The organism is Xanthobacter autotrophicus ATCC 700552 (genome assembly GCF_043194565.1).
GTDB classification, from domain to species: Bacteria; Pseudomonadota; Alphaproteobacteria; order Rhizobiales; family Xanthobacteraceae; genus Xanthobacter; species Xanthobacter autotrophicus_F.
This window is the reverse complement of sequence record NZ_JBAFVS010000007.1, coordinates 123,933-138,272: the sequence shown is the minus strand read 5'-3', so window position 1 is coordinate 138,272 and position 14,340 is coordinate 123,933. Positions and strand designations below refer to the sequence as shown.

Genomic DNA, 14,340 nt, shown 5'->3' with positions numbered 1-14,340 from the left:
GTGCCGCGCGTGCTCACCATCCCGTCCTCGGCGCCCTTCCTGCCGACACTGGCGACGGCGCTGCTCGACGGCACGCTGGTGGAGGGCTTCGCCCCGCGCACCGATCCCCTCGCGTTGGCCTCCGCCACCGTGTTCCTGCCCACCCGCCGTGCCGGGCGCCTGTTCGCCGAGGCGCTGCTTCAGGCCTCCGGCGGCGCGGTGCTGCTGCTGCCGAAGATCGTGCCGCTTGGCGACGTGGACGAGGATGCGCTAGCCTTCTCCGAGGATGCGCCGGTGCTGGCCGCGCCCCACGCCATCGCGCCGGTGCACCGCCGCCTGGTGCTGGCGCGGCTGGTGGCCCATTGGCGTGATACCCTCGCCAAGGCGGCCGAGCGGGAGGCGGTGGCCGCCGGCACCGCCGCCACGTTTGCCCTCGCCGATGCCCTTGGTGCCCTGTTCGACGACCTCACCACGGCGGGGCTCACCGTGGACGGGCTCGACGGCCTCGTGCCGGACGAGCTGGACCGCTATTTCCGCGTGGGGCTGGATTTCGTGCGCATCGCCCGGCGCGCCTTCACCGAGTATCTGGACGTTGCCGGACTGGTGGAGCCGGCCGCCCGCCGCGACGCGCTGGTGGATGCGGAAGCGCGCCGGCTCGCCACGCTGGGGCTGGACGCCGGCCCGGTGATCGCGGCGGGCTCCACTGGCTCCATGCCGGCCACCGCGCGGTTGCTGGCCGCCATCGCCGGCCTGCCGAAGGGCGCCGTGGTGCTGCCGGGCCTCGACCAGGATCTGGACGCTGCCTCCTTCGCCCGCATCACCCATGGGCGGGAGGCGGCGCCTGACCATCCCCAATACGGCCTCGCCCGCCTGCTGCCGCGCCTCGGCGTGGCGCGCGACGATGTGCTGCCCCTGGCCGCACCGGCCCCCTTCGGCCGCGAGCGGCTGATGAGCGAGACCATGCGGCAGGCCGAGACCTCCGACCTCTGGGCCAGCCTCTCCGATCGTCTGCCGCCGGCCGCGCTGGGCACGGCCATGGCCGGCATCAGCGTGGTGGAGGCGGACGACCCGCGCGCCGAAGCCCTCGCCATCGCTTTGCTCCTGCGCGACAGCCTGGAGCGGGTGGGCGAGACCGCTGCCCTCGTGACCCCCGACCGCGATCTCGCCCGCCGGGTGGCGGCGGAAATGGCGCGCTTCGGCGTGGCGCTGGACGATTCCGCCGGCACGCCGCTGGCCGACAGTCCGGCAGGGCGCCTCGCCGGCCTGCTGGTGATGGCGGCGGCGGAGGATCTGGCGCCGGTGCCGCTGTTTGCGCTGCTCAGCCATCCTTTGGCGCGGTTCGGGCTCGATCCCGAGGCGAAGGCCGATGCGGTGGCGGCGCTGGAACTGGTGGCCCTGCGCGGCCCGCGCCCGCGCGCCGGCATCGACGGGTTGAAGGACGCCATCGCCGCCTTCGACCGGGAGGATTATCGCGGCGCTGACCCGCGCCGGCGCATGGGGGAGGCGGCGCTCAACCGCGCCCGTGATCTGGTGGCGCGGCTCGACCGGGCGCTGGGCCCGCTGCTGGCCCTCGGCGCGCAAAGGGGCGCGGCGCCCCTCTCGGCCCTCGTCGCCGCCCACCGCGCAGCCTGGGAGGAGGCCGCCGGCCCCCTCGACCTCGACGCGGAGGATGCGGCGGAAGCCGCGCTGGCGCGCACCTTCGAGACGCTGGACGGGGCGGCGGGCGATGGTCCCGCCCTCGACCTCGGCTCCTATGCGGATGCGGCCGGCGCCCTGTTTGCCGACGCCATGGTGCGTCCGCGCGCCGAGCCGCATGCGCGCATCCGCATCCTCGGCCCGCTGGAGGCCCGCCTCATCCATGTGGACCGCATGGTGCTGGGCGCGCTCATCGAGGGCAGCTGGCCGCGCATCGCCGAGACCGACCCATGGCTCAGCCGGCCCATGCGCGGCGACCTGGGGCTGGATCTGCCGGAGCGGCGCATCGGCCTGTCCGCCCACGATTTCGTCCAGGGCTTCGGCGCCGCCGAGGTGGTGCTGACCTTCGCCGCCAAGGTGGGCGGCACCCAGAGTGTGCCGTCGCGCTTCGTGCAGCGGCTGAAAACGGTGGCGGGCGAGGCGGAATGGACCGCCGCCCGCGCCCGCGGCGCGGTGTGGGTCAAGGCCGCGCGCCGGCTGGACGATGCCCCCGCCGTGCCCCGCGCCACCCGTCCCGCGCCGGCCCCGCCGCTGGCGCTCAGGCCCCGCCGGCTTTCGGTGACGGAGGTGGAGACCTTCCTGCGCGATCCCTATTCCATCTATGCCCGCCACGTTCTGGGCCTCATCCCGCTCGATCCGCTGGACGCCGCGCCGGGCGGGGCGGAGCGTGGATCGGCCCTGCACGAGGCCATCGGCCGCTTCACCCAGGCCCATCCCCGCGAACTGCCGCCCGATGCGCTGGGAAAGCTGCTGGAAGAGGGCCGGCGCGCCTTTGCCCCGCTGAAGGCCTTCCCCGCCGAGCATGCCCTGTGGTGGGCGCGGTTCGAGCGGGCGGCGGGGTTTCTGGTCGCCTTCGAGCGGGAGCGGCGGATGCATCTCGACCATGTGGTGGCGGAAGCCTCCGGCAGCCTTGAAATTCCGCTGGGCGGCGCCACCTTCCGCCTCACCGGGCGGGCCGACCGCATCGAGGTGCGCCGCGACGGCCAGCTCAACATCCTCGACTACAAGACCGGCACGGCGCCGAGCGCCCGGCAGGTCGCCTCCCTCTCGCCCCAGCTGCCGCTGGAGGCCGCCATGGCCCGGCGCGGCGCCTTCCCCAACGTGCCGGCCGCGGAGGTGGCGGACCTGCTTTACGTGGAGCTGAAGGGTGGCGCGGCGGGGGGCGAGGAAAAGCCCATCCGCATCAAGGACCGCGACACCATGGACCTCGCCGAGACCGCGCTTGCCGGCCTCGAAAGCCTGCTTATGGCGTTCGAGAATGAGGCGCAGGGCTATCGCTCGCTGGCGGCGCCGCAATGGTCCGGCACCTTCGGCACCTATGATCATCTGGCCCGTGTGCGCGAATGGGCGCTCTCCGGGGAGGAGGGCGAATGAGCGCCGATCCCGCTCTGGATGCCGCCCGCGACCCCGAGGCGACGCCCAAATCCGAGGCGACGCGCCGCCAGTCGGATGCCTCCCACCCCGCCTTCTCGGCCTGGGTGTCGGCCAACGCCGGCTCGGGCAAGACCCATGTGCTGGCGCGCCGCGTCATCCGCCTGCTGCTCGCCGGCACGCCGCCGGGGCGCATCCTATGCCTCACCTATACCAAGGCGGCGGCCGCCAACATGGCCAACCGGGTGCTCGCCATCCTCGGCCGCTGGGTGCGCCTGCCCGATGGCGAGCTGGACGCCGCCATCCGCGAGACGGTGGGCTCGGCCCCCGACGCCGCCCTGCGTGCCCGCGCCCGCCGGCTGTTCGCCGCCGCGCTGGAGACGCCGGGCGGGCTGAAGATCCAGACCATCCACGCCTTCTGCGGCGCGCTGCTCCATCGCTTCCCGTTCGAGGCGGACGTGGCCGCCGGCTTCGGCGAGCTGGACGAGGTGGGTCGGCAGGAATTGATGGCCCGCATCCGCGCCGACCTCGTGGTGGCCGCCACCCGCGTGCCGTCCGCGCCCTTGGGCGAGGCGCTGGCGCGGCTGACGGAAGACATGTCCGACAGCGGCCTTTCCGGCCTGCTGGAGGCCGCCATCGCCCTGCGCGCCCGCATCCAGCCGCTGGGCGACACGGCCCAGGCGCGGCGGGCGGCGGTGGCGCGGGCGCTCGATCTTCCGGGGGATGCCAGCGTGGCGGACCTGGAAGCGCAGATGCTGGCAAGCCCCCATCTGCCCTATTCCGAATGGGCGGGCGCGGCGGCGGAGCTGGCCGCCTCCGACAAGGCCACCGACCGCACGCGGGGCGATGATCTTCTGGCCGCCGCCGAGGCGGGGGACATGGCGTCCGGCCTTGCCGCCTGGCGGCGCGTGTTTTTCGGGGCGGACGGGCCGCGCTCGGACCGGAACCTCTTCACCAAGGGCTTTGCCGACCGTGCCCCCGGCCTTGCCGCGCGGCTTCGGGACGAGCGCGACCGCCTTGCGGCCCTGTCCGACCAGCTGCTGGGCGCCCGCACTTTGGAGCGCACCGAGGCGGCGCTCACCCTCGCCGCAGAAGCCGTCCGCCGCTACGAGGCGGAGAAGGCCGCGCGCGGGCTGCTGGATTTCGACGATCTCATCGTCAAGGCCGCCCAGCTGCTCTCGGACCAGCCCACCTTCGTGCAGTACAAGCTGGACCAGGGCATCGACCACATTCTGGTGGACGAGGCGCAGGACACCAGCCCGCAGCAATGGCGGGTGGTGCAGGGCCTCGCCGACGACTTCTTCTCCGGCGCCGGCGCGCGGGAGGACGTGACACGCACCTTGTTCGTGGTGGGGGACGAGAAGCAGTCCATCTTCTCGTTCCAGGGCGCCGATCCGCGCGCCTTCGGCGAGATGCGCGCCACCTTTGCCCGCAAGGCGGGGCCGGATGCCCTTCGGCGGGTGGAACTGCCCCATTCCTTCCGCTCCGCCCCCGGCGTGCTGGAGGCGGTGGACCAGATCTTCTCCCGCCCCGAGGCCCATGATGGCCTCACGCTGGATGCCGTGGCCCCGGTGCATGCCGCCATCCGCGCCGATGCGCCGGCCCTGGTGGAGATCTGGCCCACCACCACGCCCGAACCCGCCCCCCAGCCTGACAACTGGCGCCGGCCGCTGGACGAGGTTCCGGCGGACGATCCGGTGAGCCGGCTGGCCCAGCGCATCGCCGGCTTCATCCAGGCCGGCATCGCCACCGGCCTTGCCATTCCCTCCCGCAATGGCCGGCCCATGCGGGCGGGCGACGTGCTGGTGCTGGTGCGCCGGCGCGGGCGGGTGTTCGAGGCCGTCATCCGCGCGCTCAAGGAGCTGAAGGATGCGCAGGTGGAGGTGGCGGGCGCCGATCGCCTGGTGGTGGCCGAGCATATCGCCGCCCTCGACCTGATGGCGCTGGGCGACGCTTTGGTCTCCCCCGACGACGACCTGGCGCTGGGGGCTTTGCTCAAGAGCCCGCTGTTCGGCCTTACCGACGACGATCTCCTGGTGCTGTGCCCCGGCCGGGCCGGGCGGCTGGTGGATGCGCTCAAGGTGGCGCCCGATCCGCGCCATGCGGCCATCTGGGCCCGGCTCGCCGCGTGGCGTGGCGAGGCGGCCTTGCTGCGGCCGTTCGATTTCTACGCCCGCGTGCTGGGCCGCGACGGCGGGCGGCGTGCCATGCTGGCCCGGCTCGGCCCCGAGGCGGCGGACGTGCTGGACGAGTTCATGGCGCTGGCCCGCGCCTACGAATCCACCGAGCCGGCCAGCCTTGCCGGCTTCCTCGCCTATCTGCGGCGCGGCGGCGCCGAGACCAAGCGCGACATGGAGAGCGGCCGCAACGAGGTGCGGGTGATGACCGTGCACGGCGCCAAGGGTCTTGAGGCGCCCATCGTCATCCTCGCCGACACGGTGGACATGCCGAAGGCGCGCTCCGCCGGCGGCCTCATCTGCGTGCCGGGGCCGCAGGGCGAGGTGCCGGTGCTGGCCCCGCGCAAGGCGGAAGACCCCGAACGCCTCGCCACCGCCCGCGCTGCCGCCGCCGCCCGCGAGCTGGAGGAGCACCGCCGCCTGCTTTATGTGGCCCTCACCCGCGCCGAGGATGCGGTGATCGTCTGCGGCGCCGAGACCCGCGCGCCCGCCAAGGACAAGGCCCATGCCCGCCCGGAGGGCTGCTGGTATGAACTGGTGCGCGCCGCCCTCGCCCCGGAGGCTCAGGAGCGGGACGCCATCGGCTTCGCGGGCCAGGTGTTGCGCTGGAACAAGGGGCCGGGCCTCGCCGTGGCCGGGCCGGCGGCGCCCTCGTCCGCGACCGGGGCGGAGCCGGCGCTGCCCGCCTTCCCCCATCCCCCGCCGCCGGAGGATGCGCCGCGCCTGCTGCGCCCCTCCAAGACCGAAGCCGCAGGCCCTTCGCCTTTGCGCACGCCGGCGCCCGAGACGGCGCTGTCGCCCCTGGTGCGGGGCGATCTGGTCCACCGCCTGCTCGCCGGCCTGCCCGACCTGCCGGCGCCCGAGCGCGCCACGGCGGGGCTGAGGCTGCTGCGGCATGCCGCGGACAAGGTGGCGGACGACATCCATCAGGAGGTGCTGGAGGAAGCGCTCGGTGTCATCGGCCATGCGCCGCTCGCGGACCTGTTCGGCGTGGGAAGCCGGGCGGAAGTGCCCGTCATCGGCCGGCTGAAGGCGCGGGAGGGCGCGGATTTCCACGTTTCCGGCCGCATCGACCGGCTGGCGGTGACGCCTGAGCTGCTGATCGTCGCCGACTTCAAGACCGACCGCACCCCGCCCCAGCGGCCGGAAGACGTGGCCGAGGCTTATGTGGCACAGCTCGCCGTCTATGGCGCTCTTCTGTCGCAGGTGTTCGCCGGGCGCGCGTTCGAGGCACGGCTGGTCTATACGGCGGGTCCTCGCGTTTTCCGGCTCGAATCCGCCCGCCTGCAGGCTGCGCTGGTGCGGCTCGGTCTCACCTCGCCGTGACGGCGCCTTGACGAGGAGGGGAGGGGCTCCCTACGTTCGGTCCCAACATTCAGTGGTTTCCCGGGTTTCCCCCTACGAGGTCTGCCATGTCGGTCGAAAAGGTTTCGGATCAGAATTTTGAACAGGACGTGCTCCAGTCCAGCGCGCCGGTCATCGTGGACTTCTGGGCCGAATGGTGCGGCCCCTGCCGCATGGTGGCTCCCATCCTGGAGGAAGTGTCCGGCGAGATGGGCGAGAAGATCCGCATCGTGAAGCTGAACGTGGATGAGAATCCCGCCACTGCTTCCAAGTACGGCATCATGTCCATTCCCACCCTGCTGCTGTTCAAGGACGGCAAGATCGCCTCCCGCCAGGTGGGCGCCGCCCCCAAGGCGAAGCTGGTGCAGTGGATCAACGCCGCGATCTGAGACCGGCTGATTCCGCAAGACCAGGCCGCCGGTGTCCTGACGGGCAGCGGCGGCCTTGTCGTGCCGCACTTGTCCCCGGACGGTGCCATCCGCGGGCCGTGCCCCAGTCTCAGAACTGCGCCATCGTCAGAGCTACGCCATCGCATGGGCGAAGGATAATCGCTTGATCTCGAAGGCGGATGCCGGCATCTCCCGCCAGGGCCGGTCCAGGCACGGGCTCGCATCGTTGAGGCGGGCCGCCTCGGCGCTCGCTTCGCTCTCGCTGGCATAGCGCCGCGCCTCCCTGGGGAAAAACGCGCCGCCGGGAATGATGAGGTCGGTGCCATCGGCGGTGATCATGCGGGTTTCGCTGCCGTCGAAGAAAACCCAGCCGCACGGCGCCGCGGGGACCAGCCGCGCCACCATATGGGTCGTGGGACGGGCGGGGGCCTGCGGCGGAGTGCGCCGGGCGTGGAAGCGAAAGCCGAACATCATCACACGTCCTCTTCTGCCGTTGGGACGCGCAGCGCGTGTCCGTGGGGGCTTGAAGAGGGAATGCCGCTGCAGGGGAGACGTTCCCTGCTTGTCGGGCGGCAGGGCTTACAAAAGGTTGATGACCGCACCCGGAGGGTGTCGCTCTGGTGCCGCGCGGGTGCCTCACTCGAGCGTTTTCGAGCGAAGTGGATACCGGTTCGCGTAAAGAAAACGCGTAAACTCAATAACCTAGAGCATTTCCCCGATTCAGTGAAACGGGGAAATGCTCTAGCGGCCGATGAGGCAATCTCAGCGGTCCATGGCTGTCACCCGTTGCGGCGGGCACCGCGCAGGGTCGGCAGGCCGATGCCGGCGGCGTCGAAGCCACCATCCACCGCCAGTTCCTGGCCGGTGATGTAGCTGGCGCGATCGCTGCACAGGAAGAAGATCGCCTCCGCCAGTTCCTGCTCCAGCCCGTAGCGATTGAGCGGGATGCTGTCGTGATAGTCGGCGCGGATCGCGGGGGTGTGCACCTCCTTGGCCATGGCGGTTTCCACCGGGCCGGGCGCTACCGCATTGACGCGGATGCCGAGGCTCGCGAGTTCCACCGCAAGCTGCTTCGTCAGATGCGCGAGGGCGGCCTTGCTGGTGCCGTAGGCGGTGCGCAGCGTCGAGGCCCGCAGTCCGGAGATGGAGGTGATGTTGACGATGGCCCCGCCGCCCTGCTCGCGCATCAGCGGCGCCGCGGCCCTAGTGCAGATGAAGGGGCCGCTGAGGTTCACCTCGAACACCCGGCTCCATTCCGCGTCGTCGATCTCCAGCAAAGGCTTGAACACCGCGACGCCGGCATTGTTGACCAGCGCATCGAGCCGCCCGAACCGCGCCACCAGAGCGTCAACGGCGGCGGCGATGCCCTGGGCATCGGAGACGTCGCAGGTCAGGGCTAGGGTGCGGTCGGCCTCGCCGAGGCTGGCGACCGCCTCCTCAAGCAGCGCGCCCTGGATATCGAGCAGCGCCACGCGCCAGCCTTCGGCGAGGAATTTCTTCGCCACGGCAAGCCCGATGCCGCGCGCGGCGCCGGTGACAAGGGCGACCTTCTGATCAGTGGAGGACATGAGCGTTTCGCTTCCCCGATTTTGGTTCCTCTTATCCCGGTGCGCGTGGAAACGAAATGCCCAAGTGCGCGGCAGGTAGTGCGCAGCGGATAGTGCGCGGTGGGTGGTGCGCGGCGGGCGCGCCCTGTCTCGCGCGCTGCGGCTTGCCGGCGGCCGGTCTGCAGTTGCGAATGCATTGCATCGATCCGGCCTATGCTCTATTTTACCAGAATTGATTGGCTGGTCTGATTATTGGAATGAAAGCGTCGCCCGCTCTTTCCAATGCTGACAGGAAGTTTCGGGTTGTGGAGCCGAAAAATAGAATATTTCTATTAAGCGCCTTCGCACGGCATTACGATGATCTGCTGCGTCATGTCGCGCGTCGCATTGGCAATCCGGCCGCGGCGAGCGACGTGGTTCAGGACACGTTTTTGCGGATTCATGCCTGCACACCCACCGCCGAGATCGCAAGCCCGGCCGCCTATCTGTTTCGCGTCGCTGACAACATCGCCATCGACCATCTGCGGCAAGAGGCCGTGCGATCACGTCTGGTCGCGGCGGATGTCGAATATGAGGGTGTGGCCGCGCCCGAACCGTCTCCCGAGCACACGCTGGACTACAAGCAGCGGCTGGGGGTGCTCGACGCCGCCATCGCCGAGCTGCCGCCGAAGTGCCGCGAGGTGTTCCTGCTGCACAAGTTCGATGGCCTGAGCCATGGCGAGATCGCCGAGCGCCTCGGCATCAGCCGCAGCATGGTCGAGAAGCATGTGATGAAGGCGCTCGTCCACTGCCGCGACCGGCTTGCGGACCTGCTCGACTAGAGCACGCGCCGATCAGATTGCATCGCAATCTGATCGGATAACGCGTTCTCTTTCCTTAAGTTTAGAGGGCGTTTTCCGCTCGCCTAGGCTCACGGTAGCCGCTCTAGACTCTTGTGTTGACGCGTTTTCTTCACGCGAACCGGCGTCCACTTCGCTCGAAAATGCTCTAACCTTTTCCCGCCAAATCGGCCGTGTTCTGCGCGGCGTTGGATCGCAACCCACGCGGCATCGGTCGAAGACCGGGGCAGACCGCCCTAGGCGCATGGCGACAGCTGTCGGATACCGTCATTCCCGGCGATGGGACTTGGGGATCGCCGCCGTTGTGGCCGAAGCAATGCTTGGGGATCGTTTCTAGAAAATTTCTAAATCTTGAGGTGAGGTGCAGGCCGGTCTATTTCGTCAGGAGAGACAGAGCGGTGAAAAACGGATCTTCGCCGCACGGTTCGTTCCACAGGTGCCGGTGTGCGCAAATCGCAAGTTCGAGACACGACAGTCCGACCCACGGCCCGCGACGCAGCGCTGGGCTGGTTCGTCAAGATGCGCTCCGGCGAGGTGACGCCGGCGGAGGCCGTGGCGTTCCAGAGCTGGATCGCCGCTGCCGCCGAGAACCGCCGGGAATATGAATCGCTGGAGACGCTCTGGGGCGACCTCGACCAAATGGGCGATCCGCGGCGGGCGGCGGCGGCGGGCGGTTCGCCCGCTTTCCGTGCATCGGGGGGCATGATGTCGCGCCGCGGCCTGTTCATCGGGGCCACGGGCATGGCGGCGGCGGTGGTGGCCGGAGTGGCCCTGGGCGTTCCGGACTGGTTCGACGGCGCGATCCGCACCGGCGTCGGCGAGCAGCGGCAACTGACGCTGGCGGATGGCTCGCGGGTGGACCTCGACGCGGATTCCGCCCTGTCGCTCCAGTTCACGCCGCAGGCGCGGCTGCTCACCTTGTTGCGCGGCCGCGCCTTCTTCGATGTCGCCCCCGATCCGGCGCGGGCCTTCTCGGTGACGGCGGCGGGCGGGGTCACCACGGCGAGCGGAACCCAGTTCTCCGTGCACCTGTGGTCGAACGAGGTGACCGTGGCGGTCACCGAGAGCGCGGTTTCGATCCGGGCCGGCGCGGCCGCGCTGGCGCAACTGCGGGCAGGCGAGGCGGTGAGCTATGATGCCTCCGGCATCGGCGAGACGGAACAGGTGAGCGATGTTCAGGCCTCGGCCTGGCGGCGCGGCAAGCTCATCTTCGAGGATCGTCCGCTTCGGCAGGTGATCGCCGACGTGAACCGCTACCGGCCAGGCACCATCATGGTCACCGACAGCACCCTGCTGCGCCTGCGGGTCTCCGGCATTTTCGACATCCGCCAGCCGGACGGCGTCCTGGAGGCCATCACCCGCAGCCTGCCGGTGCGCTCCATGGCGCTCACGCGCTATCTCGTGCTGCTCTACCCCGCCTGACGATGGCGGAAAGTCCAGCCGCCGATTTTTTCTCCCGATCGAGGTGAGGTCCCGGCCACCCGCGTCCGTCTTTGAGATATCGCGGCGCTCGGTCCCGGCTGCTCGGGTCGGCGCCGCCGCACAGCTCATCGGGCTTTCGGGGTGTCATGCTGGACTATCGCTGTCGTCGGCCGTCGCGCGTGAGCGGCAAGGTCATCCGTCTCGGCCTGGGCTTCGGTCTTCTGGCGAGCACGGCCATTTCGTCGGGCTTTGCCGTTTCGCCCGCCATGGCGCAGCAGGCGGCGGCGGTCCCGTTCTCCATCCCGCCGTCGTCCCTCACCACGGCGCTGACCGCGTTCGGTGATCGCGCCAATCTTCAGGTGCTCTACACGGCGGATCTGGCCCGCGGGGTCAGGTCACCGGGCGTGTCCGGCACCCTTGCGCCGGCGCAGGCCCTGTCGCGCCTGCTGGCGGGCACCGGCCTCACCTACCGCTTCACCAGCGCCAACTCGGTCACCATTGCCCGGCCGGCGGCGAGCGGCGGCGGCACGCTGCCGGAAGGCGGTGTCCAGCTCGACACCGTGACGGTGGAGGCCGACGGTGTCGCCGGGCCGTTCGTGGCCGTCGACACCTCCACCGGCATGAAGATGGACGTGCCGCTGCGCGAGGTTCCGCAGTCGATCTCGGTGGTCACGCGCCAGCAGATGGATGATCGCGGGGTGCAGACCCTCAGTGACGCCATCGGCTATTCGGCGGGCGTCTCGGCCTCGCCCTACGGGCAGGACAATCGCTTCGAGCAGTTCGTCATCCGCGGCTTCGACGAGAACCTGCTGGGCATCTATCGCGACGGCATGCGCATGCCCACGGCTGGCTTCGCCGGCTTCCGCCAGGAGCCCTACGGCCTTGCCCGGGTGGATGTGCTGCGCGGGCCGACCTCCACGCTTTATGGCCTCAACAATCCCGGTGGCCTCGTCAATCTGGTGTCCAAGCTGCCGGTGGTGGGGTCGCAGTTCGGCGAGATCTGGACCTCCTACGGCTCGTTCGACAATATCCAGACCGGTTTCGACATCAATGGCGCGGGCGTTGACGGCTCGAACCTCACCTATCGCTTCACCGGACTGGTGCGCTGGGCCGATACCCAGGTGGACTATGTCTCCAACGACCGCATCTATCTGGCGCCGACCCTGACCTGGACGCCGAACGCGGACACCACCTTCACCGTGTTTGCCAACCTGCAGCAGGATCGCACCGGCGACACCTACCAGCTGCTGCCGGCGGAAGGCACGCTCTACTCCAGCGTCTACGGCAAGATTCCCCCCTCGCGCTTCCTCGGCGTGCCGGACTGGTCGAAGTATGATGCCACCCAGTATTCGGGCGGCTATTTCTTCGAGCACCGGGCCGACAACGGCTGGACGCTGCGGCAGAACCTGCGTTACGCATCGGTGGACGTGGACTATCGCACCGCCTACCCGACCGCGGCCTATGGCGACACCTCCACCCTGCTGCGCACCGCGCAGGAGAATGACCAGACGCTGGGCGTCTTCACCATCGACAACCAGGCCCAGTACGACAGCGATCTGGGGTTCGCCAAGAATCAGGTGGTGTTCGGCCTCGATTATTCCAACACCCAGCAGGACGGCACCCAATATGGCGGCACGCTGCAGAGCCTCATCACGGGCTCCTCGCCGGTGGGGCCGATCAATCCCTATTTCCCCGTCTACGACAGCACCGTCGCGCCGCTGATCAACACCCTGAACACCTCCCAGGAGCTGAGCCAGACCGGCATCTATGCCCAGGACATGTTCAAGCTTCACGACAAATGGGTGTTCACCTTCGGCGGCCGCTACGACTGGGTGCAGACCGAAAGCTCGACCCAGAGCCCGGTGCTCGCACAGCTCGCGCCGCTGCTGAATTATTATTATGGCGTCAACGTTCCGAGCACGTTCCAGACCAGCGCCAACAACGGCGCCTTCAGCGGCCGGGTCGGTCTCTCCTACCTGTTCGACAATGGCCTGACGCCCTATGCCAGCTATTCCAGCTCGTTCAACGTGATGCCGGGCTTCACCCAGTCCAGCGTGACGGTGGAGACGGACTATGGCCCGCTGCCCATCAGCTACGCCATGGAGCCGCTGGAGCCGGAGACCGGCGAACAGTATGAAGTGGGCCTGAAGTACCAGCCCAACAACGGAAAAAGCTACATCCAGACCTCGCTCTACCAGCTCACCAAGCAGAATGCGGTGAGCTTCGACACCACCGACCCCATGCAGCAGGCCTATTACCAGACCGGCGAGATCCAGGTGCGGGGCTTCGAAGTGGAAGGCGCGGTGGACTTCGAGAACGGCTTCAAGCTTCTCGCCGCCTACACCTATCTGCACGCCGAGGTGACGGCGGACACGCCGCCCGAGGGGGCGCAGAGCATCGTCGGCAATACGCCCGAGCGAGTGCCGGAGCATCTGGCCTCGGCCTGGCTGGACTACACCTTCCAGGACGGCGCTCTGAAGGGCTTCGGCCTGGGCGGCGGCGTGCGCTACGTGGGCGCCACCTGGGGCGACCGCGAGAATACCATCTATGTGCCGAGCTACACGCTGGTGGACGCGGCGGTGCGCTACGCCAAGGACAGCTGGCTGTTCTCGCTCACCGCCAAGAATCTGTTCGACAATGCTTATGTGGGCACCTGCTCCAGCATCGCGGATACTTATATCGGCTGCTCCTACGGGCAGACCCGTACCATCACGGCGCAGGTCACCTACAAATGGTAGTTGACGTGCCGATGGCGGCGGTGGAGCCGAAGGGCTTTGTGCTCGACGGGGTCGGCTTTGCCGCCGAAGGGCGCCCGCTGCTGCGCGACGTGTCCTTCACCCTCCGGCCGGGCCGGGTGGTGGGCATCATCGGCCATAACGGGTCGGGCAAGAGCACGCTGTTGAAGCTTCTGGCGCGGCAACAGGCGCCAAGCGCGGGCACGCTTGTCCTCGATGGGCAAAGCCTGTCGTCGTGGAGCAGTCGGGCGTTTGCCCGCATGGTCGCCTATCTGCCACAGACGCCGCCGTCGGCGGGCGCGCTCAAGGTGCGCGAACTGGTGGCGTGCGGCCGCTATCCCTGGCACGGCGCGCTCGGCCGCAAGAGTGCGCGCGACGGCGAGGCGGTGGAGACGGCGCTGGCGCTGGCCGACGTGGGCGGCTTCGCCAACCGGCTGGTGGAGACCCTTTCGGGCGGTGAACGGCAGCGGGCATGGCTCGCCATGCTGGTAGCGCAGGAGGCGCGTTACCTGCTGCTGGACGAGCCCACCGCCGCCCTCGACGTGGCCCACCAGGTGGAAGTGATGGCGCTGGCGCGCAGGCTGGGCCACGCGCACGGGCTCGGCGTGGCGATGGTGCTGCACGACGTCAACATGGCGGCGCGTTACTGCGACGAACTGGTGGCGCTGCGCGGCGGGCGGCTTTTGATGCGCGGCCCGCCGGGCCAGGTGGTGACCGCCGATGCGCTCGCCGAGATCTACGGCATTCCCATGGCGGTGATGGCGCACCCGCACGGCGGGTGGCCGGTGAGTTTCGTTCGCTGACACTTCCCCACGGCTTAAGGGCGGGGGCTGGATGTGCCG

The 14,340-nt window shown here is 69.7% G+C and carries 9 protein-coding genes; 7 read left to right on the top strand and 2 right to left on the bottom strand.

Annotated elements, in window-relative coordinates; all coding sequences use genetic code 11:
* The 3 genes from addB (at window position 1) to trxA (ending at window position 6,955) form a co-directional block, all read left to right on the top strand.
* On the top strand, window positions 1-3,048 hold the full coding sequence (gene addB, locus V5F48_RS09920) for a double-strand break repair protein AddB (RefSeq protein ID WP_394258550.1): 3,048 nt from the start codon (window positions 1-3) through the stop codon (window positions 3,046-3,048).
* Entirely contained in the window at window positions 3,045-6,548 is a 3,504-nt protein-coding gene (gene addA, locus V5F48_RS09915; protein WP_394258549.1) for a double-strand break repair helicase AddA, read from the top strand. The genes addB and addA overlap by 4 nt, the downstream gene beginning before the upstream one ends.
* Window positions 6,549-6,634: 86 nt before the next feature.
* Window positions 6,635-6,955, top strand: coding sequence for a thioredoxin (gene trxA / locus V5F48_RS09910; protein ID WP_282641562.1), 321 nt, complete (start codon window positions 6,635-6,637; stop codon window positions 6,953-6,955).
* 132 nt (window positions 6,956-7,087) lie between these two features.
* Here trxA and V5F48_RS09905 read toward each other — a convergent pair whose 3' ends face one another.
* Together V5F48_RS09905 and V5F48_RS09900 are read right to left on the bottom strand one after the other, a co-directional pair.
* Window positions 7,088-7,429, bottom strand: a complete 342-nt coding sequence (locus V5F48_RS09905; RefSeq protein ID WP_394258548.1) for a hypothetical protein — start codon at window positions 7,427-7,429, stop codon at window positions 7,088-7,090.
* Between the two features lie 305 nt (window positions 7,430-7,734).
* Window positions 7,735-8,523, bottom strand: a complete 789-nt coding sequence (locus V5F48_RS09900) for an SDR family NAD(P)-dependent oxidoreductase (RefSeq protein ID WP_394258547.1) — start codon at window positions 8,521-8,523, stop codon at window positions 7,735-7,737.
* A 236-nt stretch (window positions 8,524-8,759) separates the two neighbouring features.
* On the opposite strand from V5F48_RS09900, the gene V5F48_RS09895 reads away from it, so the two are divergent.
* From V5F48_RS09895 to V5F48_RS09880, 4 genes are all read left to right on the top strand, one after another.
* Entirely contained in the window at window positions 8,760-9,323 is a 564-nt protein-coding gene (locus V5F48_RS09895) for a sigma-70 family RNA polymerase sigma factor (RefSeq protein WP_394258546.1), read from the top strand.
* A gap of 462 nt (window positions 9,324-9,785) precedes the next feature.
* The gene (locus V5F48_RS09890) at window positions 9,786-10,763 is read left to right on the top strand and encodes a FecR family protein (RefSeq protein WP_394258545.1); all 978 of its coding nucleotides are present in this window, start codon (window positions 9,786-9,788) and stop codon (window positions 10,761-10,763) included.
* A 179-nt stretch (window positions 10,764-10,942) separates the two neighbouring features.
* Window positions 10,943-13,501, top strand: coding sequence for a TonB-dependent siderophore receptor (locus V5F48_RS09885; RefSeq protein ID WP_394258544.1), 2,559 nt, complete (start codon window positions 10,943-10,945; stop codon window positions 13,499-13,501).
* Entirely contained in the window at window positions 13,495-14,301 is an 807-nt protein-coding gene (locus V5F48_RS09880) for an ATP-binding cassette domain-containing protein (RefSeq protein ID WP_394258543.1), read from the top strand. The genes V5F48_RS09885 and V5F48_RS09880 overlap by 7 nt, the downstream gene beginning before the upstream one ends.
* Window positions 14,302-14,340 lie beyond the last annotated feature (39 nt).